The organism is Ruegeria sp. CL6 (genome assembly GCF_056536465.1).
Map to the genome: position 1 here is coordinate 494,476 of NZ_JBQFPR010000001.1, position 22,233 is coordinate 516,708.

Genomic DNA, 22,233 nt, shown 5'->3' on the forward strand with positions numbered 1-22,233 from the left:
AAGACGGCGCGGACCCGAATACTGCGCGTCGTCAATAAAGCCCGCCGCCCTGCAGCTCGCCCTGGCTGGCATTTGGGCCGACCGTGACGGTGTTGCCCGTCGACGTGGTCACCTGACGGCCCGAGCTATGAACCTCTTCAAACAAAGGCAGATCAGAGCCCATCGCAAAGCCGCCATCATAAACGCGGTCGATAAAGCCATCTACGCCATCGCGGAAATACTCGGCCACAACGTATTCGCCGGTTGCATCCGCAGGCAGGCGCGCGCCGCTAAAGCGGTCGATCTTAATGAAATGCCCACCCGGAGGCACTTCAAACGGGCCGCCACCATATTTTGCAACGGCTTTTTCCATAAAGCTCTGGAAGACAGGACCGCACATCGTGCCGCCATAAGCCCCCCGCCCCATCGGGCGCGGGCGGTCATATCCAATGTAGCAACCAGCGACGATATTTGATGTGAAGCCAATGAACCATGCGTCCTTGGATTCATTTGTTGTGCCGGTCTTACCAGCCGTCGGCACCGGAAGGTTGACATGGCGCGACGCAGTTCCGCGATCGACAACGCCCTTCATCATCGAGGTCAACTGATACGCTGTAATCGCGTCCATGACCTGACTACGGTTGGTTTCGATGGTGGGGGACTCGTCCGGTTCCAGCCAGCTTGAATTGCAATCCAGACACTGTCGGTCATCATGGCGATAGATCGTCTTGCCGAACCGATCCTGAATCCGGTCAACCAACGTCGGCTCAACCCGCTCACCGCCATTGGCAAACATCGCATAGGCCGCGACCATTTTGTAGAGCGTGGTTTCCTCGGACCCCAACGAGTTGGCAAGGAATGCACCCATCCGGTCATAGACGCCAAAGCGCTCGGCATAGCCCGCGACGACAGGCATCGTGACCTCTTGCGCCAGACGAATGGTCATCAGGTTCCGCGACTGTTCAATACCCGTGCGCAGCGGCGTCGGGCCGTAGAACTTGTTTGACGAGTTCTTGGGCCGCCACAAACCTTGCGGCGTGTTCACCTCAATCGGGGCGTCCACAACGATCGTTGCCGGGCTGTATCCGCTGTCGAGCGCAGCCGCATAGACGAACGGTTTGAAGCTTGACCCCGGCTGGCGTTGCGCTTGCGTCGCGCGGTTGAAGACCGAGTCCTGATACGAGAACCCGCCCTGCATCGCCAGAACACGGCCCGAGTTTACGTCCATCGCGACGAAACCGCCCTGCACTTCGGGCACCTGACGGGCGGACCATTGCCCCTCATCTCCGGCCATGACCAAAATGACATCGCCGCGCTTGAAATTGTCCTGAAAATTACCCTGCATCCACTGAATGTCCGAGCGAGGGACGGTGCCATCCGCTGGGCCATTTTCAACGCCGACAGTCAGCGACTGGTCTGAGACGTTCAGCACGACGGCAGGATACCATTGCGTTGGCAGAACCACGTCGCGCGGGATTTCCATGATGGCCAGCGCTTCGCGCCACCGCACCTCATCCGTCAGGTTTTCTTCTGGGATCACCTCACCCGTTCCGCGCCATTTGCCGCGTGAGCGGTCGTATTTCTGCAACGCTTCGCGCAGCGCACGCGCCGCTTCGACCTGCATTTCCTCATCGACCGAGGCACGGACGGTAAAGCCGCCGGTAAAGAATTCCCCCTCGCCGAAGTCCTCACTCAACTGTCGGCGGATTTCGTCGGTGAAATAGTCACGCGGCGGCAACGCGGTGCGGAAACTCTCAAAGTCGCCATTCTGGACCGAGCGCAAGGGCATGTTGACCTCTGCGTCATAGGTAGCCTGATCAATATACCCGTTCTGGTTCATCTCGCGCAGCACATAGTTGCGACGCGCCATCAGACGGTCCTTTTCGCGCACCGGATGATAGTCAGACGGAGCCTTTGGCATGGCAGCGAGTGTCGCGGCCTCATGAGGGGCGAGTTCCTGCAGTGTCTTGTTGAAATAAGTCTGGGCCGCAGCAGTCACGCCGTAAGAGTTCTGCCCCAGAAAAATCTCGTTCATATACAGCTCAAGGATCTGTTCTTTGTCCAGCGTATCCTCAAGCCGTGTGGCGAGGATAATCTCCTTGATCTTTCGCTCGGCCCGGCGGTCGCCGGACAGCAAAAAGTTCTTCATTACCTGCTGGGTAATGGTGGACGCGCCGCGGACGTTCTCGCCCTTGGACTTAACCGCCTCGACACCCGCCGCAATGATACCGCGCGGGTCATAGCCCTGATGGGTGTAAAAGTTCTTGTCTTCTGCCGAGATAAACGCCTGTTTCACCAGATCAGGGATTTCCTCGGACGGGGTAAACAGGCGACGCTCCTGCGCGAATTCGTCGATCAACTGACCCTCACCGGAATAAATCCGGCTGATCGTTGGTGGCTTGTATTGCGCCAGCGATTCATGGCTGGGCAGATCGCGCCCATACATCCAGAAGATCGCGCCAATGACTAGCACGGTCATGAAAATGCCCAAGGTCACGAGGCTGAAGATCGCCCCGAAAATTGATAGAATGAAACGGATCACGTTACTGCCTTTTGCTCGCGGTGCAGCCTATATAGTGATGCCCCTGCCCGGGGTCAAAACACGATGGCTAATATTAGCCGTTTTGCGCCGCAGGGTCACTGCCCAATAAGCGATCGCCTGACCAGATCGTCCTGATGCCAACGCCCCAATCCATCCCGAATACCGCGCGCCATATTCAAGCGCCATTCGGGGTTTCGTATGTTTTCCAAATCTCTGGGACTGGACAGAAAACCCAATTCGATCAGAACAGACGGAATGTCAGCCGCCTTTAGAACGGAAAACGAGGCCGTTCGGATCGGGCGGTTGTTCATCGGCCCGCCCTGCTGTGTTAGCCCTTCGGCAAGAGCGCGCGCAAGCGCGTCGGTGCGCGGCCTGGTTTCCCTGCGCGCCATGTCCAGCAACACATCCGCCACCTGATCGTCAGAACCGCTCAGATCAATTCCCGATATCAGATCGCCACGATCATGACGTTCCGCCAGTTTGAGGCTGGCCACATCCGAGGCGTCCTCGGACAGTGTATAAACGGCGGCCCCATGCGCCCGCCCCTCGGACAGAATATCGGCATGCAACGAGATAAACACATCGGCACCCGCGCGATGAGCCAGCGCTATGCGGCGTTCCAGCGATACGAACTGATCGTCCGAACGGGTCATGACCACGTCATATCCGCCTGCACGCAGAAGCAATTCACGCAACTCGCGGGCAAAGGTCAGCATAAGGGTCTTTTCGTCCAGACCATCAACTTCGGCTCCGGGGTCGATCCCTCCATGCCCCGGATCCAGCATCACGCGCAGCAGGCGGTTTCCGTCCGGGTCGCGCGCTGGTGGAGTGACTGATGGTTCAGGCAAATCCCACCCCGGCTGTCGAGGCGCACCTGCACTGGCTGAAAACGATTCAATATCAGTATCTTGCAGACTCAACGACAATTGCGCACTGCCCGTTACCGGATCGACACGCAAATCCGCCGTCTCGATAGCCAAGGGCGCGCCAAGTTCCAACACCATCCGGGACCATCCCGGCACATAGGCACCGTACAGGACACCGCTGACGCGATCGGTCTGCAAAAAGCTGTCGCGGTCCAGGCCGGTCCAGTCCACCTCCTGAAAGTCCAGAACCATGCGATAGGGATCGCTCAGCGTGAAAACCCGGTATGGCACGCCCTGACTGAGACCAAGCTGCACCCGAACTCCGGCGTGGCCGTCATCTGTGACACTGCTGTCATCGGGCAGCACACGTGAAAGCGCACTGAACTCATGCGCGACGGCAGCACCGTTCAGCGCCCAGATCAGCGCAATGGCGAATAGAATCCTGCTCATGGCCTCAAGTTTTCCCGAGATCGTTTGACGCACAGCATAGCCGAACTGCGCCCGCTTGTGAACGCCCTGCGCTTACTCGGCCGACCCTAAGCGTTCCGACATAAAGCGCGTCAGGCGCAGCAATCCTTCTTCTATGTCCGGCGTCGATCTGGCGTAGGAAAACCGCAACGTTGTATGGCCCCGCACAGGATCGAAGTCGAGACCCGGAGTGACCGCGACGCCTGCTTTTTCAAGGATTTCCGCCGCAAAGCTGCGACTGTCGTCCGTCAGGTCAGACACGTCTGCATAGACGTAAAAGGCGCCGTCTGGCGGCGCGATGTTGGTGAACCCTGCCTTGGGCAAACCCTCCAGCATCAACGCACGGTTGGCCCGGTAGACATCGAGATTTGCCTGCAATTCATCTTCGCACTCCATCGCGGCCAAAGCCGCAACCTGACTGGCGTGCGGCGCGCAGATGAACATGTTCTGGGCAATCCTCTCGACAACGCGCACCTGATCTTCGGGCACAACCATCCAACCCACGCGCCAACCCGTCATCGAAAAATATTTCGAGAACGAATTGATCACATAACACTCATCCGTCAGCTCCAGCGCGGTGACGGCTTTGGCCTCATATTCCAGCCCGTGGTAAATTTCGTCACTGATGAACGAAGCGCCTTGCTCGTGCGCGGCCCCGATCAACGCCTGCATCGCCGCGTGATCCAGCATTGTCCCCGTTGGATTGGCCGGAGACGCAACCATAAGCCCCTGCAGATCAAGCCCCGAGAAATCAGACGGCACAGGTTGAAGCCGGTTTTCCGGCGCGGTCGGCAGATCGACCGGCACCAACCCAAGCGCCTTTAGTATCTGCCGATACGACGGATAACCGGGCGCACCGATGCCGACGCGATCTCCGCTGTCGAAAAGCGCTGTGAACGCCAGCAAGAAACCGCCAGACGACCCCGGAGTAATCACCACACGCTCGGGGTTCAGGTCGACATCGTACCACTCACCATACATCCGCGCGATCCGCTGCCGCAAAGCCGGAAGGCCCAGTGCAACCGTATACCCCAATGGCCCTTCTTTCATGGCTTGCGCCAAGGCATCGGTCGCCCCTTGCGGCGCACCGGTTCCCGGCTGGCCAACCTCCATGTGAATGATGGTGCGCCCGGCCTCTTCAGCGCGGCGCGCGGCCTCCATAACGTCCATCACGATAAAGGGATCGACCCCGGACCGGGTTGAGTTTCTCATGCCCATCTCCCATGTTGCAGCCATGGCTTTTGAACGCGTATCCAGGCTGGCGTCAATCCCGGCCCTGTTGCTGATTGCAGTAACATGGTTCGCAAGCGCCATTCAGTCCGCAGCGCAAAGTCTGATCCGTGACCCGGATATCGAATACGGTCTGCGCGAACTGGCATTCCCGGTCCTGCGCGCCGCGGGGCTGAACACAAATCGCGTCCAGATTCTGGTGGTGAATGACAGCACCTTCAACGCCTTCGTCATCGACTATAACGCGATCTACCTGAACTACGGGCTGATCCTGACGGTCGAAAGCCCGGAAATGTTGCAGGCCGTGATCGCGCACGAAGCTGCGCATATCGCCAATGGTCATCTGGCGCGGCGGGTGGAGAACCTGAAAGCCGCGCAAAGGAACGCTCAGTTGGGGACCGCTCTTGCATTGGTCGTGGCCGCTGCTGGCGGTGGCGAGGCTGCAGCAGGCATCGCGGCGGGCACATCCAGCTCAGCGCTACGCAGCTTTCTTGCCCACACCCGCGCCGAAGAATCCTCGGCTGATCGCAGTGCGGCCAGCTATCTCAGATGGGCGGGCATCTCGCCCAGCGGCATGGTTGCGCTGCACCAGAAGTTTGCGGGACAGGAACTGTTAAGCGTCGTGAATCAAGACCCCTACATGCGCTCACACCCCACCAGCCGGGAACGCCTGCGCGCGGCTGAGGCGTTTCTGGACGAATTCGGGGACAAGGCATCGCCCAACCAGAGCGCGGACTACTGGTTCGCACGAGCAAAAGGCAAGCTATCGGCTTTTCTGCGGTCCCCGACCTGGACCATGCGACGGTCAAAGGAAGAAAGCGCGCAGGACATCCGCCTGATGCGTGAGGCCGCCGCATACCACCAAAACCGCGACCTGCCCAACGCCCGCCGCGCCATAGATCAGGCTTTGAAAATACGCCCCGACGACCCTTTTTACTATGAGCTCAAAGGGCAGATATTGCTGGAAAACCGTCGAGTGCAAGAAGCAGTTTCTGCATATGGCAAGGCGGTAGAACTGGCCCCGAACAATCCGCTGATCCTTGCCGGGTACGGCCGTGCGCTATTGGCACAAGGGCAGACTAAGAAAGCCTTGCAAGTCCTTGAAAAGGCGCGCGCGCGGGACTATCGCAATGCGCGATTGATGCAAGATTTAGGGGTCGCATACGCCAAGGTTGGCAACAACGGAATGGCCTCGGCCGTGACCGCCGAAAGATTTGCCTTGCAAGGCCGGCTGGCTGATGCAGGTATTCACGCAAGACGGGCTGTCGGGCAGTTGCCCGAGGGCTCTCCGGGTTGGCAACGTGCACAGGATGTGTTGATTGCCTCTGAACAAGCTAAGAAAAAGAAAAGGAAACGGAAATGATCCTCAGACACGCTGCGCCGGCCCTGCTGGGGCTTTCCTTGATCACCGGCCCTGCTCAGGCATTGGACCTGAACGCAATGAGCGACGCGGAAAAGGAACAGTTCGGCCAACAGGTACGGGAATATCTTCTGGAAAACCCCGAAGTGATTATCGAAGCCATCAACATCCTTGAACAACGCAACGCTCTGGCCGAAGCGCAGGCCGATCAGGAATTGGTCGCAGCCAATGCTGACGAGCTGTTCAACGATGGATATAGCTGGGTCGGAGGCAACCCCGACGGAGACTTAACTCTGGTCGAGTTCATGGATTATCGCTGTGGATATTGCCGCCGGGCCGTCCCCCAGGTGGCAGAGCTGCTGTCAGAAGACGGAAATATCCGTTTGATAATCAAAGAGTTTCCCATTCTCGGCGACGCCTCGGTCATGTCGTCGCGCTTTGCTATCGCGACCAAGCACGTAGCTGGTGACGACGCGTACAAACAAGTTCACGACGCCCTTATGGAATTCGGAGGTGAACCAACCGAAGTGACCTTGCGCCGTATCTCGGACGGTCTGGGTCTGGACAGCGACGCAATCATTGAAGCGATGAATAGCGATCAGGTCACTAACGAGATCAACCAGACGCGCGAGTTGGCACGCCGCATGAATATTTCCGGCACGCCTTCATTCGTTCTGGGAACAGAAATGCTGCGCGGATTCCTGACGGCTGACCAGATGATCGAGATTGCCAACGTCGTGCGCGCCGAACAGGGCTAATCTGACAGGAGGCGGACAAACCGCCTCCGACCCTTCTTAATGCGTCACGCGCTTAGTACGGAAAGGGCGCGTCGCATTTCAGCCAAACAACCCATCTGTTTGTGCCATCCGACCGAAATTGGGCGGCGGGCACAGACGTGCCTTTGATACCTGCGGGAATGACATCACGCCCCTGCTTTTGGCTTTCTGCGAGGACGGCGCTGATATCCTGCGGGTTCGAGATACGGCGAACGCCGTTGTCGGGTGTAATGGGACCAGAACGGCAATACGTCGACCGCGCGACCTGCTGCGCGAGGCTCATCGCGGCCCGCGAGTCACTTCCGTCCCACAGGGACGCCGCAACCCTTGAGGCCAGCGCCGGGTCCGCCAACACCTGCGGCGTGTCCTTGGGCGGCTTTGACTGTCCTCCAGGTCCAAGAGTCACGATGATGCTCGTGACTGTACCACGTTGATTGTACGGCGCGAGATCAGCCGAAAGATAGCGCAACTTGGTATTAGCGGCGTTTTCCGGGACCGGAACATTCACGTCCCGGGGGTATTTGTCATACTCGCCTGACCCACTGCTGCATGCCGCCAGAATAGCGCAGGAAACTGCGGCTACACTTGAAAGAAACCTCATTTGAAAATGCCTTGAACTGCTCAACCTGAACGATGTTTTTCAGGGTAAGTTTGGCAAAAGAATGACGTTTCCTACCGGTGAACAGGCTTTTCCCGAGAAAGGAAAGAACGCCCGTCGCGTCCAAAAACCGAGGAGGCGCTATTCCGCCGCCTCTGCCGTTGCATCCAACTCGGCGGCCTTCTTCTCAACCTCTTCCACAATGTGGTCGATCATCTGATCGTTGGACATCTTGTGGCTGGCCTTACCCGCAAGATAGACCATGCCGGACCCCGCCCCGCCGCCAGTGAAACCGACGTCGGTCATCAGCGCCTCGCCCGGCCCGTTCACGACGCAGCCGATGATGGACAGGCTCATGGGCGTCTTGATGTGTTCCAGTCGCTGCTCCAACGCCTCAACCGTCTTGATCACGTCGAACCCCTGCCGGGCGCAGGACGGGCATGAGATGATGTTCACCCCGCGATGGCGCAGGCCCAGAGATTTCAGGATCTCATAGCCCACCTTCACCTCTTCGACCGGATCGGCGGACAGGCTGACACGGATTGTATCGCCAATCCCCATCCACAGCAGGTTCCCCAAGCCGATAGCAGACTTGATGGTGCCGCTGACCAGCCCTCCGGCCTCGGTGATGCCCAGATGGATCGGCGCGTCGGTGGCCTCAGCTATACCCTGATACGCGGCGGCGGACAGGAACACGTCACTGGCCTTCACGCTAATCTTGAAGTTATGGAAATCGTTGTCTTCCAGAATGCGGATATGTTCGAGCCCGCTTTCGACCATCGCCTCGGGACACGGCTCACCATATTTCTCAAGCAGGTGCTTTTCCAACGACCCCGCGTTAACCCCGATGCGGATCGAGCAGTTGTGATCGCGCGCGGCCTTGATGACCTCCAGCACGCGTTTTTCGTCTCCGATATTGCCCGGATTGATCCGCAGGCAGGCGGCCCCCGCTTCGGCGGCTTCGATCCCGCGGCGATAGTGGAAATGGATATCGGCAACGATCGGAACCGGGCTTTCGCGCACAATCTCTTTCAGCGCCAGCGACGATGCCTCGTCAGGCACAGAGACTCGCACGATATCAGCCCCGGCCTCGGCCGCCGCCTGAACCTGCGCCACGGTCGCCGCGACATCCGTCGTCAGGGTGTTCGTCATCGTCTGCACGGCGATGGGCGCGTCGCCCCCGACCGGAACATTGCCAACCATGATCTGACGGGACTTGCGGCGATAGATGTTTCGCCACGGGCGAACGTGATTGAGGGACATGGGATCGGGTCCAAGGCAGCCTGAGTTGCGTCTTTAAATAGTCCGCCTATCAGGGCACCGCAATGGCAAGATCACTCAGTCGGTTCTTGCGACTCTTGCGCCTGTAATTCAGCAACGAGCTGTCTGAGCGCGCTGTTCTGTTCGGCCTCAAGATCGGCGACGTCGTATCGATCGGCCACGGCATCCTTGGACAGAACTACGCCCTTTGCGACCGTTCCGGGATTACCAACCGGACCGAAATGTTCACCATTCATCGAAAAATAGACCGACCCGGATGCCCCCGCCCGCAGCAGCGGCGGTTCCTCGGTCAGCGGCACCTCGAATGTACTGCCCTGCTCGACCGTGCCTAGCGTGCCTTCAAAAATGATGCTGCCATCCGCAGCCGTGACGCGCATCCAAGCCGGGTCGACGGCTACGATCTTGAGCGTTGTGTCCAATTCCTCGACCACTTGCGGCAAAGTAGGACGTTCGACAGTGTGCACCTCGGCGACTTCAAACTGAGGCGGCTCTGGTGGCAGGAAAGTCCCGACGGAACGCGGGTCCAGCGTAGAGATCGGTGCATCCCGAGCAACCAGCACAGGGACATCCAGCGCCTGTGGCCGGTACAAACGATCCAGAGCCTCGGCGCTGGGGGTCTGAACAGCAGCAACCTCATCGGACGATCCGTCAGAGCGGGCAACATCCAGCGGATCCAGATCGGACAACACGACCGGGGCTTGTTCGACCGGGCTGACCTGCACCTGCTGAATCTTGTTCAGAACGGCCCATCCGCCGTAACCGATACCGCAGATCAGTGACAACAAAACCAAGGACGATCCGATCGCCCGAGGCTCAATCTGACTGACCAGAGATTCCCGACCGGGGATATAAGGCGTGTTGGGCGACATGAACGGATCACGGCCCATTGGACCGCGCGCCGGCAAGCCACCCGCAGGTTTACGCACAACCGAAGCCTCAGCGGACATGCCGTGCGCGACCTCGAACCCACTTTCCTTGCAGAACGCCGCGAATGTCTCATCAGGGTTCATGCCAAGGTAGCGAGCGTAAGAACGCACATACCCGGCGATAAAGCCGGGTGTGTCGAATGCCTCTGGGTCTGAGTCTTCTATGGCGGCGATATAGTTGGCCTTGATCCGCAATTCGCGCTGAACATCCAGAAGCGACTTGCCCATAGTCGCTCGCTCGCCGCGCATCATGTCGCCAAGCCTGACCTCGTAGTCGTCATACCCTTTCGGTCGGACTTCGATGTCATCTTTGGATTCGCGCTGAGATCTGCGCCCAATCATCCCTGCTGCCCCATTCTGCCTTCGCGTGTTTTACGCTAACGACGAATCATGGCCTAAATGATTCGCCTGCCCGTTTTGTTAGAATAATCTTAACACGCGATAATCACGTTGCACACTTCGGCGTGAGGTTAACCTGCGAGTTCGGCGCGATTTAGCGCACAATGTGACCAAAGTTCGTCCATCGCGTGCACCAAACGGTTCATTTCGTCGGGTCCGTGGACCGGAGACGGCGTAAACCGCAAACGCTCGGTCCCGCGCGGAACCGTCGGGAAATTGATCGGCTGTACATAGATTCCGTGGTCATCCAGCAACCGATCACTCAAAATTTTGGTGTGAACCGGATTGCCGACGATCACGGGCACGATGTGGCTGCCGTGGTCAATCAAAGGCAGTCCCATTCCCTTGAGCCGCAGCTTGAGGATCTTTGCCTGCGTCTGATGCTGTTCGCGCAGTTCTGGCGTGCGCTTCAGATAAGAGACCGACGCCGCAGCGCCCGCTGCGATGGCGGGCGGCAGAGAGGTCGTGAAGATGAAGCCCGGCGCATAAGAGCGCACGGCGTCGCACATCTTTTCGCTCGCAGCAATATAGCCGCCCATGACGCCATAGGCCTTGGCCAATGTGCCGTTGATAATGTCGATACGATGCGCCAAACGATCACGCTCGGTCACTCCACCCCCGCGCGGGCCATACATGCCGACGGCGTGAACCTCATCAATGTAGGTCAGCGCCCCGAATTCATCGGCCAAGTCGCAGATTTCTTCGATCGGACCAAAATCACCGTCCATCGAGTACACGGATTCAAATGCGATCAGCTTTGGGGCCTTGGGGTCGTCCGCTTCAAGCAGCTCACGCAGATGGGCGACGTCATTGTGGCGAAAGATGCGCTTGGCACCCCCATTGCGACGCACACCTTCGATCATCGAGGCGTGGTTCAATGCGTCAGAATAGATGATCAGCCCGGGAAACAGTTTGGGCAGCGTGCTCAGCGTAGCGTCATTGGCAATGTAGGCACTGGTGAACAACAGCGCCGCTTCTTTACCGTGCAGATCGGCCAGCTCGGCCTCAAGCTGCTTGTGGTAAACAGTTGTCCCCGAGATATTGCGCGTTCCACCCGAGCCTGCTCCGGCGGCATCAACAGCCTCATGCATTGCATTCAGAACAACCGGATTCTGACCCATGCCCAAATAGTCGTTGCCACACCATACGGTGATATCCTGCTGCGACCCGTCAGGGCGCGTCCGAACAGCGTGAGGGAAGTGCCCGTTGCGCCGCTCAATATCGATAAATGTCCGGTAGCGTCCTTCGTCATGAAGCCGAGCGATCGCTGAATCGAGCTGAGCAGTATAGTCCACCGGTTTCTCCTTACTTGCCCGACCTCATCATGTTGGCCGAACGTCCTTTCTGGCACCGCATTCGGACGAATCCGAAATTGCACCGATGCACTCATTTTAGCCCAAAACATATATCGAACTAAGAGAATGCTTATTTGATTTGCATCAAATATCTTTTTGGACCCTTCTCGACAAGTAAAGTTACGGCAAACAGACGCGAGGAAACGACGCAGGCTGCGCAGAAAAAGCACTCCTATTCCTTTGGCATTTATCAAGCGATCCTGGAAAAGCGTACTGGACGGCGCCGATGGCGCTGATAGGGTTCCGCCAAATTCATCATGGCAGGAGACCCCCATGTCGCTGGACGCTGTTCTGACCCGTATCGACGCCGATCTTCAAACCTCAATCGACCGCCTGATGGAACTGCTTCGCATTCCTTCGATTTCAACAGACCCTGCCTATGACGCCCAAGTCGGCCAGGCCGCCGAATGGCTAGTCTCGGACCTGCAGTCCATCGGGATTTCAGCGGAAAAGCGGGAAACCACCGGGCACCCCATGGTCGTTGGTCATATCGGTGAGGACAACGACGCACCGCATGTTTTGTTCTACGGTCACTATGACGTGCAGCCCGTCGACCCGCTGAACCTGTGGAATCGCGACCCGTTCGATCCAGCGATTGAAGAGACCGAGACTGGCCCCGTCATCCGGGGGCGTGGCTCATCGGATGACAAAGGCCAGTTGATGACCTTTGTCGAAGCCTGCCGCGCCTGGAAAGCCGTTCACGGCACCCTGCCCTGTCGCATCACATTCTTCTTTGAAGGCGAAGAAGAATCCGGCTCGCCCTCGCTGGTCCCGTTCCTGCGCGAAAACGCGGCCGAGCTAAAAGCGGATCTGGCCCTGGTCTGCGACACGTCTATGGTGTCGCGCGGCGTCCCCTCAATCGCATCTCAACTGCGCGGGATGCTCAAGGACGAATTCACAATCACCGGACCCCGGATTGACCTGCATTCGGGTCATTATGGCGGTCCCGGCCTGAACCCACTTCGCGAGCTGTCAAAAATTGTCGCGTCCTTTTACGATGACGAAACCGGCCGCGTGGCCGTTGACGGGTTTTACGAAGGCGTCCACGACGTTCCAGCAGAGCAGCTTCGCCAATGGGAGGGCTGCGGATTTGATGAGGCCGAATACCTCAACTCGGTGGGATATACGCAGCCGCATGGCGAAAAAGGATATTCTGCGCTGGAACAGCAATGGGCCCGCCCAACACTCGAGGTGAATGGGCTTTGGGGTGGCTACAACGGGGCCGGGTCAAAAACTGTTATCCCGTCGCAGGCGCACTGCAAGATCACCTGCCGTCTGGTCGGTGACATGGATCCGGATGACCTACGGGACAAAATCCGAAAACATGTTGAGCAACGCCTGTCGACAGATGCAAAGATCGAATGGGATAACGACCTGGAAGGCTCGCCCGCTTCTGTCATGAACCTCGACCGCCCCGAATTCGAAGCCGCCCGGGGCGCCCTGTCCGATGAATGGGGCCGCGAGGCCGTCTTCACAGGGATGGGAGGCTCTATCCCGGTCGTTGGCTATTTCAACACCGAACTCGGGCTGGACTCCATGCTGGTTGGCTTCGCCAACGACGACGACGCAATCCATTCCCCTAATGAGAAATACGACGTCAAAAGTTTCCACAAGGGCATCCGCTCGTGGGCGCGCATTCTGGACGCTCTGACCAAATAAACATTTTTGCGAGGCTCTGCCTCGCGCTCCGGGATATTTGGGGCCAGATGAAGTACGGATCCCCCGCTTCATCTGGCTAAAAATATCCCGGGGGAGTCGCCCGGCACGGGCGGCGGGGGCAGAGCCCCCATCCGCCGCACATCACATGTGGATAACCCTGCCGTAAGCGTCCAATACGCTTTCATGCATCATTTCCGACAGTGTCGGATGCGGGAAGACTGTGTTCATCAGGTCTTCTTCGGTTGTCTCCAACTGGCGCCCGACAACGTATCCCTGAATCAGTTCCGTCACTTCGGCACCGATCATATGCGCCCCCAAGAGTTCCCCGGTCTTGGCATCAAAAACAGTCTTGATCAGCCCTTCGGGTTCGCCCAGCGCGATCGCCTTGCCGTTGCCGATGAACGGGAAGCGGCCAACTTTTATTTCATACCCAAGTTCTTTGGCTTTCGCTTCGGAATACCCCACTGATGCGACCTGCGGCTGGCAGTAGGTACAGCCCGCGATGCTTTCCGGTTTGACCGGGTGCGCGTGCTTGCCCGCGATCAGGTCGGCGACCATGACCCCTTCGTGGCTGGCTTTATGCGCCAGCCAAGGTGCGCCTGCGATATCCCCAATGGCGTAAAGACCCTCGACCCCGGTCCGGCAATATTCATCCGTCACCACGTGCGTCCGGTCGATCTTGACACCCAGAGCCTCGAGGCCCAGCCCCTCGACATTGCCAACGATCCCGACCGCAGAGATCACGGTGTCGAAGTCATGCTTTTCCACCTTGCCCTTGACTTCGATATGCGCGGTCACCTTGCCCTTGGCGCGGTCCAGTTGCTTGACCATCGCCTTTTCCATTATGGTCATGCCCTGCTTGGTAAATGCTTTCTTGGCAAAGGCGCTGATTTCCGCATCTTCAACGGGCAACACGCGGTCCATCACTTCGACCACTGTCGTGTCGGCCCCCAGCGTGTTGTAGAAGCTGGCGAATTCGATACCGATTGCACCCGACCCGATGACGAGCAGCTTCTTGGGCATGCGTGGCGGCTGCAATGCGTGCTTGTAGGTCCAAACCAAATCGCCATCCGCCTCAAGCCCCGGCAATTCACGGGCACGCGCGCCAGTGGCCAGAACGATATTCTTGGCCGTCAACTCCTCGGTTCCCTTGTCGGTTATGACCGAGACCTTGCCCTTGGCGGGGATTGTTGCCTCGCCCATCACCACGGTTACCTTGTTTTTCTTTAGCAGATGACCAATGCCGCCAGACAACTGCGCAGCAACCCCGCGAGAGCGTTTGACAACGGCGTCTAGGTCATATCCGATCTTATCCGCCTTCAGGCCGAAATCCTTGGCCCGTTCCATCAGGTGGAAAACCTCTGACGACCGCAGCAGCGCCTTGGTGGGGATGCACCCCCAGTTCAGGCAGATGCCCCCAAGATGTTCACGCTCGACCACAGCGGTCTTCAAACCCAACTGGGCCGCGCGAATTGCGGCCACATACCCGCCGGGACCGGCGCCGATTACGATCAGATCAAAAGATTGTGCAGCCATGGTTTCCTCTCGGCGCAGGACGGTTCAGAAATTAGTTTACCATTAAACTAAATTTCCACACGCATCAATATAGGCCACCCGCGACAAAAGCGACGCAGGGTCAATTTGCGCTTAGTGCGCAGTTTTCAGCCTATACCGCGTCTGGTTCAATGGCTAGAACATAGAGGCCGGCTGGACCGGCAACCGTTAAACCCAAGTTATTCAAGAGGCTTACAATGGCCAGGACGCTCAAAGACCTACTGCTAGCACTGCTGAACGCCACTCTTATTCTGGTGGCACTGTGCCTGTTTCTTGGATGGAAGCTGGCCTCGACGGTCGACGGGATCGCGTCGTCATTCGCCCAGAACATACAAATCGTAGCCCCGTTGAAAGACGAAATTCAAGGCGTCCGGGGCGAGCTGGCCGCCCTGCGCAGCGATTTGTCCTCGATCCAACTGGGCGATGTCGTCACCAACCGAGTGGAGGTGCAGAAACTTTCGTCGGCACTGGACAAATTGGACGGGCTGGAAGCAAAGCTGCAAACGGCGCAGACCCGTATTTCTGAGATCACCGATGCCCCGGACGAGTTGATCAATACGGCAATTCAGACCTCGGCCGACGCGATCGCCGACCGGATCATTGCGATACGTGGGTGCGAACCCGCGACTTAACTGGCCGCCTGAAGCTCTCTGACCGTAGTTCCGTAACCACCCATATCCACATATGCGGCTTCGGGTTCGGTCATTGGGCGCGAAAGCGCTTCGTTGCGGTACGGGAACCGTCCAAATTGCCGAATAACCTCACGATGCGCACGCGCATGCAAAAGGTTGCTCGAATCCTCGCTGATATTCTGACACATCAGCCGCACGCAGCGTTCCTGATCGCACAGGTTTTCCGAGTGCATAAGGGGAAGGTAGAAGAACTGCCTTGCGGGTTCATCAATTTTCAGATCCCACCCTTTGTCCACAGCACATTTGGCCGCTGACAATGCCGCACGGTCAGACGCAAACGCCTTGGCGCTGTCTCGGAACATGTTGCGTGGGAATTGATCCATCAGGATGATGTACGCCAATGCGCCGCTTGGGTAGGTCAGCCAAAGGGAAAACTTGCCCTCGTTTGCTGCCTCCCACATGGGAAGGAACTTTTTGCGGATTTCAGCGTCAAGCGCCTCGTCCTGCAAATACCAACCCTTGGGACCGACTTCATCCAACCAAAAACTCAGTACGTCTTCAGGCCCTGCCATTGCCCTAAACTCCGTCTGTTCGCCTCCCCCAGGGACGTAACGTCATTAAAGGCTGTTTTACAGGTCTGTTACAGTAACATATTGCAACACTTGCGACATAAATCCGTGTCCTAGGCAACATCTTGCGTGTCCTGTTCGGCTTCGGCCGCTTCGATGGCCACTTCCTGTGCAACTTCAAACGCAACGGGTGAGGCGGTGGGGTACAGCGGAGACATCGTTCCGGTTTCATCGACCGGAATAGCCGCGCGTTGCGTCATGCGGTACATTGCGTACCCTGCGGTCACGACCAACAGCATGGCAATAAACAGGAAAAACCCCTGAGGGCCAAATACGCCGTCGCCCATCAACCAACCGGTGATCAGCGGCCCGGCAATCGCCCCTAGCCCGTTGATAAAGACCAGTCCGCCAGAGGCCGCCGCCATATCCTCATGCTCAAGAAAGTCATTGGCATGTGCAATCAGCAGGGAATAGAGCGGGTTTGACATCCCGCCGATCACGAAAGCTGAAACCAGCAGGATCGGGAACGTCGTACCGAACAACATGCCGGAAATGGACCCTCCGGCCCCGGCGATGGCCACAAGCATGATCAGAAACCGACGATCCATGCGGTCAGAAAACCAGCCGAGCGGGTACTGCAAGACCACGGCCCCAACGTAGAACGCGGCGATGAAGGTCGAGATTTCGACCAGAGTCAGCCCGGCCCGCGCACCATACACCGAAGCCATGCCGAACTGAGCCGAGAACACGCCGCCCAACAGGAACATGCCGACACAGCCAAGCGGTGATTTGCCCATCAATTCGCGCAGGGTCATCGGCTTGGTCGTGTCAAACGCAGGTGTAGGTGAAATCGACAACAGGATCGGCCCGAAGGAAACCGAAACCAGAATCGACGCGATCACGAAGGTCTCGTACCCCGCGGGGTCTCCGACCAGCATCAAGCCCTGCGCTGTAATGATCCCGGTCATCTGAACAATCATATACAGGGACAGCGCCTGCCCCCTATTTTCGTTGCTGGCGGCGTTGTTCAGCCAGCTTTCGGCCGTGACGTAAACGCCGGAAAAGCAGAACCCGATCACAACACGGCCCAGAATCCACGCCACAGGTTCGGTCAGCATCGGGTACATGATCATCACGGCCGAAATGAACGAGGCCAGCGCCGCAAACACGCGTACATGTCCCACGCGTCGGATCATCTCGGGCGCCAGACGCGATCCACCGAGAAATCCCACGAAATAGGCCGACATCACAAATGACATCTCAAGGGTCGAGAACCCCTCGATCTCGCCGCGAACGCCGAGGATCGTACCTTGCAAGCCGTTGCCGACCATAAGCAGGCCCACGCCAAGAAGAAGCGCCCATGCGCTGGACAGGACCTGAATCATTGGAACCTCCGAGCAATGTCGACCTGAACTACGGATTCGTTTTGTTATGAAAAACGGCTCCGGTCATGCTTGTCTACGACATTACTAAGATACGATCCCGACAAGGCGGCATTCACGGGATCAAAAGCGACGCGTCACCGTAAGAAAAGAAGCGGTATTTCTGTTTAATTGCATGGGCGTAGACATCGCTCATTCGATCCTTCCCCATCAATGCCGAAACCAGCATGAGCAAGGTGGATTTCGGCAGGTGAAAGTTGGTCATCAGCGCGTCGGTGACGTGAAACTGGAAACCGGGATAGATGAATATGTCAGTCTCACCCTCCCACGGCTCGATCCCGCCCGAACGCGCAGCACTCTCGATCAGGCGCAGCGCAGTGGTTCCAACTGGTATGACCCGCCCACCAGCGGCCTTGGTCTTTTGGATTTCGCTGGCGGCCTGCGCGCTGACCCTTCCCCATTCCGCGTGCATTTTGTGCGTGGTCACGTCTTCGACTTTCACGGGCAGAAAAGTCCCTGCGCCAACATGCAGCGTGACATGCGTAATCTGCACGCCGCGTTCATCCAGCGCCCGCATCAGCGCTTCGTCGAAATGCAGCGACGCGGTCGGAGCGGCCACGGCACCCGAATTGCGGGCCCAGATCGTCTGGTAATCCGTTTTGTCCTGTTCGTCCGCCGGACGCTTGGCCGCAATATAGGGCGGCAAGGGCATCGCACCGGCGCCTTCCAGCGCGGCGTCAAAGTCCTCTCCGGTCAGGTTGAACCGCAGGAATGCTTGCCCGTCTTCCACCCGCTCCAGAGAGGCGCTGAGCTGGTCTGAGAACTTGATCTCTTCGTGCAGCTTGACCTTCTTCAGCGGTTTGATCAGCGCGGCCCAGGTTCCATCGGCTTGCGGGTCCAGCAGAGTTGCCTCGATCGCTGCGGAAACGGGTCCCTGAGCGCTGTCGCGGTGCCGCCGTCCATTTAGACGCGCCGGGATGACGCGCGTGTCGTTAAGAACAAGGCGATCTCCGGGCTGCAACCACTCGGGTAGATCAAACACGTGCGCGTCCGAGATCGCGTCGCCATCGGCCACAAGCAATCGCGCCGACGAACGCGGCGTTGCCGGGCGCGTGGCAATCAGGTCTTCGGGCAGGTGGAAATCAAAGTCGCTGAGTTTCATGCGCGCGCCATACAAGGCCCGACCAGATTCAGCAACAGCACGGCTCAATGATCTTTCGGAGGCGACCCGAAAGTCTGTTTAGGTTCATCGGGCTTCACCGGCAGGGAATTTGGGCCATCCGTCACCGTCGGCGGCGGAGTACGCATCAGATTGCGCAAAAACAAAGGCGCAAGACCCGACAAAGGGTTTACCGCCACTTTGGGCGCTGTCAGAGGACCAGTCAGGTTATAGTTGAAGCCGATCACCCCTTCGCCCTTCTTGGTGAAAACGCTGCCGATCGCGTTAACCAGGTAGATCGGCGATATCGCGCCCCGCAAATTCAGCATCCCAGCTACGGTATCTATCGTTCCATCGAAAGACAGGCCCATGGACGGGCCAACCGCACTACCGCTCAGAACCTTGATTTGGGTCGGAGTGATGCGCATCCGGCTTTCGATAGACGAAAAAAAGATACCCTGCCCCGCCATTTCATCCAGCAACCCAACAAGGCTGATCGCGTTCAGCAGGGCAGCCATTGCCGGTGCATCCGTGATCCGCGTGTTCACGATTTTGAGGTTAACGTCATAGTTCCCGGGCGCGCCGACGGGTTCAAGGCTCATATCGAGCGAGCCACCGCGAGCCTGAGTAATGACCCCTGCCGATCGCAAAACTTCTCCGGCATCCGACGATTTCAGCTCAACCGCGCTGCGCCCGCCGCGCGGGGTGACCTGTCCGCGAACAGACGCGCCTCCGTTCACGCCGGCCGTGAACGCCCCGGTAATGCCGCCCGTAGTCTGGAATGATCCACTGAATCCCGTCAACGCCACCGATTCCGTGACCTGTAGGCGATCCAGCACAACGTCCAGTGCTGGCCCGCGCCCGCCGCCTCCGCCTCCGCTGCTGCCTTCGCCGAACGTAGCGCCGCCCAAATTCATAACCCCGCCCAACACCCTGATATCTGGAACGGATGACCCGCGATTCACCAGCTCGGCTGGGACGGCCAACCAGTTGCCCAGATCGAATGAGCTGAACTGAACCTTGTCAAAGTCACCGCCTTCGCGAAACGAGATCGACGCCTTGGTGCGCAATCCCGCGGCATCCAGTGTAAGTGCATCCACACTTAGTTGGCCGCCCAACGTTGCATCGACGTTGAGTTTTCCGGCAGCCTGAGACCCCTTGCGCCAGCCAAGCTCGGGTATGGCAAGGCCAACGCCGACCAAGTCCGACGTCGCCGTCAGCTTTACGGGATCGCCTGCTCCGATGCCCACGGAAATGTCTGCTGTGCCTTTCCCGGTCAGCATACCCTGCGGCAACCCGGCTTTCAGTTCGGTCATCAGACGGGGTGACAGTTCGATTTCCCCCGTTAGTTCACTGCGCTGCGGCTGGGAACTTCCGATTGGCTGCCGCCATGTCGCTTCTATCGGAACGTCGCCGAACAAACCGTATCCGCCGATCTCGACCAACGCTTGATCACCGGTCAGCTTCAGGCGGTCAGACCGAACAGAGAAACCGGGCACCAAACGTTCACTTTCCACATCGTCTATCGTGCCGGAAAAGTGAAACTCTGTGTCTTTGAACTTCAACCCCTTTTTCATGGGCAGCGCCAGCGTGCCGGCTAGACTGACCTCTCCCTGAGACAGATCAACCGGCAGCCCGGCTTTCGTGAGCAATTCAAGCGGCTTACGGTCAAGCAACGAAAGGGCCGCGGTTGTCGATCCGTTGGCCACGATGCGCGCGATGGCCGGGGATGGCCCCTTGATCGTTGTGTCCGGAATGATGAATGACGTTCCAGAGGCATCTACAGCTCCGCCGGCATCGGCGATAACCACGCCACTTTCGGCCGAAGCTGTGAACCGGTCGTCAAGCAAACTGACCCGTCCTTGGGCATCCTGGATCGGCGGCAATGTCTTTGCGAACCTGATCTTTGCCTCATTGAACCCAAATCCCAGATATATGTCCGGCTCGTTCCGAGGCAGCAGGCGTAAAGCGAACTCAACATCCGAAAACTGCCCTTCAAAAAGGTTCTCAGACACCCATTTTCTTGGTTTTGGCGCCAATATCTCTGGCCAATAGTTCAGCAAACGGTCGGCCGTCATCGTGTCCAGATGCGCGTCCAGAGAGGCCACCCACCCGTCCGGTCGACCAATCAAATTACCTGAGGCGCGCAACGTATGGTCCGCATCCACAAGGGTCAGTTGCCCCAATTGCAACTCAAACGGAGCCAGTTTCATCTGGAAGTCCAGATTTGCACGGGCGGATTCAAGGGATTCAGGGAACAACCCGCCGGGGTAGATATCAATATTGTTCAGGTCCAGTTGCGCCGTCAGGCTTTCGAGAACCCCGTTTTCAATACCGTGCAGAAAGGCTTTGCCATTGGCCTGCACCGCGCCAAGGTCCGAAACAATCGACGCCTCGTTAAAATCTAGGACCTGCTGGCTGGGATCGTAGGTGAAATACGTCCGGGCCGAGTCAAAACGAATGGGTTGCGTTTCAGGTGTGGGCTGGATGACGCCAGCGCCAAGGTTGAGTGTCGCAAACAAAGGGCCGAGCGCTGCCATTTCGTCCACGCTGCCCCGAAGCGCGCCCGAGATCGGAGCCTTGAGAACCTGAAGCCAAGACAGCGCAAGGCTTTGCCCGGCTATGTCTTCAGCGGGCAAATCGGTGATCGACACGCCAAAACTCGCCTCGGGCGTGCCTAAGACGCTGGTGTAATTTGCCTCGATCGAACTGGCGTAATCCCGGCCGGTCAAAACCGAAAACCCGGTGGCAAGGCGCATTTCGTCCCCGCTGCGCGTGATCGAAATATGCCCGCCGTCAAATACCCACGCGCGACCCAAGCGCAAATCCTGATAGTCCAGCGTCAGGGATTGCAGCTCGACCGATCTGAGCCCCGACAGGATCGGAGAAAGAAACACATCGTCGGATTCTTCGATCAATTCAGTCAGCGTGGGTGCCTGTTGCACGGGCGAGCTGCCCGAACCAACCGTCAGCGACAGCGCACCATCTTTACCGCGCGTAAGGGCAATCTGCGCATCTTGCAGGATTATGCGCCTTGGGCGGATTTGCCCCCGCAGAAGCCCTCGCATCGACAGGCGTGTGCGCAGATCGGACACTTGGGCAATCTGCTGTCCGGCTGCATCACTAATGGTCACATCGGTCAAGCGAAGCCGGGGCCGCCACTGCTCATTCACAAAAAAGGTGGCATCGCCAAAGCGGACTTTCAGCCCGCCAAGCGTTTGATCAAGCCGCTTTTCAGCCTGAACCCGCATCCAGTTCGGGGCGTGCAGTTGCTGACCGATCAGAAAGAACCACCCAGCAAAAGCCATCGCAGCAAGGGAAAACGCGAACCACAACGTCCAGCGAGCAGCAGTACGACGACGCGACCGACCGCGCCGGGGCTTGTCCGGCGTGTCTGCACTTTTGTCTTCGTGCTGCACCAATTTTCTATCCACGCCTTTCAACCCGCTCGCGCCGCCCTATGATGTCTGGCAGCACTTAAAAACCTTTAACGGAGTT

Annotated in this window: 16 protein-coding genes; 4 read left to right on the plus strand and 12 right to left on the minus strand. The window is 58.2% G+C overall.

Going from position 1 to position 22,233, the window contains the following annotated elements; genetic code table 11:
- Positions 1-31 precede the first annotated feature (31 nt).
- From ACR0LH_RS02455 to ACR0LH_RS02465, 3 genes are all read right to left on the minus strand, one after another.
- Positions 32-2,521 carry a penicillin-binding protein 1A gene (locus ACR0LH_RS02455; RefSeq protein ID WP_480719531.1) on the minus strand — a complete coding sequence of 830 codons (2,490 nt, stop codon included), beginning with the start codon at positions 2,519-2,521 and terminating at the stop codon, positions 32-34.
- Positions 2,522-2,616: 95 nt separating this feature from the next.
- Positions 2,617-3,837, minus strand: coding sequence for an N-acetylmuramoyl-L-alanine amidase (locus ACR0LH_RS02460; RefSeq protein ID WP_480719532.1), 1,221 nt, complete (start codon positions 3,835-3,837; stop codon positions 2,617-2,619).
- A gap of 72 nt (positions 3,838-3,909) precedes the next feature.
- The gene (locus tag ACR0LH_RS02465; protein ID WP_170481360.1) at positions 3,910-5,067 is read right to left on the minus strand and encodes an aminotransferase class I/II-fold pyridoxal phosphate-dependent enzyme; all 1,158 of its coding nucleotides are present in this window, start codon (positions 5,065-5,067) and stop codon (positions 3,910-3,912) included.
- Here ACR0LH_RS02465 and ACR0LH_RS02470 point away from each other — a divergent pair.
- Both ACR0LH_RS02470 and ACR0LH_RS02475 read left to right on the plus strand, forming a co-directional pair.
- A complete protein-coding gene (locus ACR0LH_RS02470) occupies positions 5,066-6,448 on the plus strand; it encodes a M48 family metalloprotease (RefSeq protein WP_480719533.1) in 1,383 nt (460 codons plus the stop codon). The genes ACR0LH_RS02465 and ACR0LH_RS02470 overlap by 2 nt on opposite strands.
- The gene (locus tag ACR0LH_RS02475) at positions 6,445-7,203 is read left to right on the plus strand and encodes a DsbA family protein (protein ID WP_480719534.1); all 759 of its coding nucleotides are present in this window, start codon (positions 6,445-6,447) and stop codon (positions 7,201-7,203) included. Before ACR0LH_RS02470 ends, ACR0LH_RS02475 begins: the two co-directional genes overlap by 4 nt.
- A gap of 52 nt (positions 7,204-7,255) precedes the next feature.
- Here the strand turns inward: ACR0LH_RS02475 and ACR0LH_RS02480 are convergent, their stop codons facing one another.
- The 4 genes from ACR0LH_RS02480 to hemA all read right to left on the minus strand — a co-directional run bounded on the left by ACR0LH_RS02480 (position 7,256) and on the right by hemA (position 11,720).
- Positions 7,256-7,822 (minus strand): hypothetical protein, encoded by a 567-nt coding sequence (locus tag ACR0LH_RS02480; protein WP_480719536.1) that lies wholly within the window; start codon positions 7,820-7,822, stop codon positions 7,256-7,258.
- Between the two features lie 138 nt (positions 7,823-7,960).
- Positions 7,961-9,082, minus strand: a complete 1,122-nt coding sequence (gene ispG, locus ACR0LH_RS02485) for a flavodoxin-dependent (E)-4-hydroxy-3-methylbut-2-enyl-diphosphate synthase (RefSeq protein ID WP_480719537.1) — start codon at positions 9,080-9,082, stop codon at positions 7,961-7,963.
- 71 nt (positions 9,083-9,153) lie between these two features.
- Complete coding sequence (locus ACR0LH_RS02490) at positions 9,154-10,368, minus strand: helix-turn-helix domain-containing protein (protein ID WP_480719539.1); 1,215 nt, start codon at positions 10,366-10,368, stop codon at positions 9,154-9,156.
- Between the two features lie 128 nt (positions 10,369-10,496).
- Entirely contained in the window at positions 10,497-11,720 is a 1,224-nt protein-coding gene (gene hemA / locus ACR0LH_RS02495; RefSeq protein WP_170481336.1) for a 5-aminolevulinate synthase, read from the minus strand.
- A 333-nt stretch (positions 11,721-12,053) separates the two neighbouring features.
- Here hemA and ACR0LH_RS02500 point away from each other — a divergent pair, with 333 nt between their 5' ends.
- Complete coding sequence (locus tag ACR0LH_RS02500; RefSeq protein ID WP_480719541.1) at positions 12,054-13,439, plus strand: dipeptidase; 1,386 nt, start codon at positions 12,054-12,056, stop codon at positions 13,437-13,439.
- 141 nt (positions 13,440-13,580) lie between these two features.
- Here the strand turns inward: ACR0LH_RS02500 and lpdA are convergent, their stop codons facing one another.
- Positions 13,581-14,975 (minus strand): dihydrolipoyl dehydrogenase, encoded by a 1,395-nt coding sequence (lpdA, locus tag ACR0LH_RS02505; RefSeq protein ID WP_480719542.1) that lies wholly within the window; start codon positions 14,973-14,975, stop codon positions 13,581-13,583.
- Between the two features lie 215 nt (positions 14,976-15,190).
- Between lpdA and ACR0LH_RS02510 the strand changes: the two genes are divergently transcribed.
- The gene (locus ACR0LH_RS02510) at positions 15,191-15,625 is read left to right on the plus strand and encodes a hypothetical protein (RefSeq protein ID WP_170382746.1); all 435 of its coding nucleotides are present in this window, start codon (positions 15,191-15,193) and stop codon (positions 15,623-15,625) included.
- On the opposite strand, the gene ACR0LH_RS02515 is transcribed toward ACR0LH_RS02510, so the two are convergent.
- From ACR0LH_RS02515 to ACR0LH_RS02530, 4 genes are all read right to left on the minus strand, one after another.
- Entirely contained in the window at positions 15,622-16,197 is a 576-nt protein-coding gene (locus ACR0LH_RS02515; protein WP_170776616.1) for a DUF924 family protein, read from the minus strand. The two genes, ACR0LH_RS02510 and ACR0LH_RS02515, sit on opposite strands and share 4 nt — an antisense overlap.
- 110 nt (positions 16,198-16,307) lie before the next feature.
- Positions 16,308-17,579 carry an MFS transporter gene (locus ACR0LH_RS02520; protein WP_170382742.1) on the minus strand — a complete coding sequence of 424 codons (1,272 nt, stop codon included), beginning with the start codon at positions 17,577-17,579 and terminating at the stop codon, positions 16,308-16,310.
- A gap of 112 nt (positions 17,580-17,691) precedes the next feature.
- Positions 17,692-18,738: a tRNA preQ1(34) S-adenosylmethionine ribosyltransferase-isomerase QueA gene (gene queA, locus ACR0LH_RS02525; protein WP_480719545.1), complete on the minus strand. Its 1,047-nt coding sequence runs from the start codon at positions 18,736-18,738 to the stop codon at positions 17,692-17,694.
- A gap of 44 nt (positions 18,739-18,782) precedes the next feature.
- Entirely contained in the window at positions 18,783-22,169 is a 3,387-nt protein-coding gene (locus tag ACR0LH_RS02530; protein WP_480719547.1) for a YhdP family protein, read from the minus strand.
- Between the last annotated feature and the right edge of the window lie 64 nt (positions 22,170-22,233).

Excerpts from the sequence above, each read along its gene's own strand:
- ACR0LH_RS02465 (WP_170481360.1), bottom strand. The coding sequence starts at position 5,067 with ATGAGAAACTCAACCCGGTCCGGGGTCGATCCCTTTATCGTGATGGAC.
- ACR0LH_RS02515 (WP_170776616.1), bottom strand. The coding sequence starts at position 16,197 with ATGGCAGGGCCTGAAGACGTACTGAGTTTTTGGTTGGATGAAGTCGGT.
- ACR0LH_RS02480 (WP_480719536.1), bottom strand. The coding sequence starts at position 7,822 with ATGAGGTTTCTTTCAAGTGTAGCCGCAGTTTCCTGCGCTATTCTGGCG.
- lpdA (WP_480719542.1), bottom strand. The coding sequence starts at position 14,975 with ATGGCTGCACAATCTTTTGATCTGATCGTAATCGGCGCCGGTCCCGGC.
- ACR0LH_RS02510 (WP_170382746.1), top strand. The coding sequence starts at position 15,191 with ATGGCCAGGACGCTCAAAGACCTACTGCTAGCACTGCTGAACGCCACT.
- ACR0LH_RS02470 (WP_480719533.1), top strand. The coding sequence starts at position 5,066 with ATGCCCATCTCCCATGTTGCAGCCATGGCTTTTGAACGCGTATCCAGG.
- queA (WP_480719545.1), bottom strand. The coding sequence starts at position 18,738 with ATGAAACTCAGCGACTTTGATTTCCACCTGCCCGAAGACCTGATTGCC.
- ACR0LH_RS02500 (WP_480719541.1), top strand. The coding sequence starts at position 12,054 with ATGTCGCTGGACGCTGTTCTGACCCGTATCGACGCCGATCTTCAAACC.
- ACR0LH_RS02490 (WP_480719539.1), bottom strand. The coding sequence starts at position 10,368 with ATGATTGGGCGCAGATCTCAGCGCGAATCCAAAGATGACATCGAAGTC.
- ACR0LH_RS02475 (WP_480719534.1), top strand. The coding sequence starts at position 6,445 with ATGATCCTCAGACACGCTGCGCCGGCCCTGCTGGGGCTTTCCTTGATC.
- ACR0LH_RS02520 (WP_170382742.1), bottom strand. The coding sequence starts at position 17,579 with ATGATTCAGGTCCTGTCCAGCGCATGGGCGCTTCTTCTTGGCGTGGGC.
- ACR0LH_RS02460 (WP_480719532.1), bottom strand. The coding sequence starts at position 3,837 with ATGAGCAGGATTCTATTCGCCATTGCGCTGATCTGGGCGCTGAACGGT.
- ispG (WP_480719537.1), bottom strand. The coding sequence starts at position 9,082 with ATGTCCCTCAATCACGTTCGCCCGTGGCGAAACATCTATCGCCGCAAG.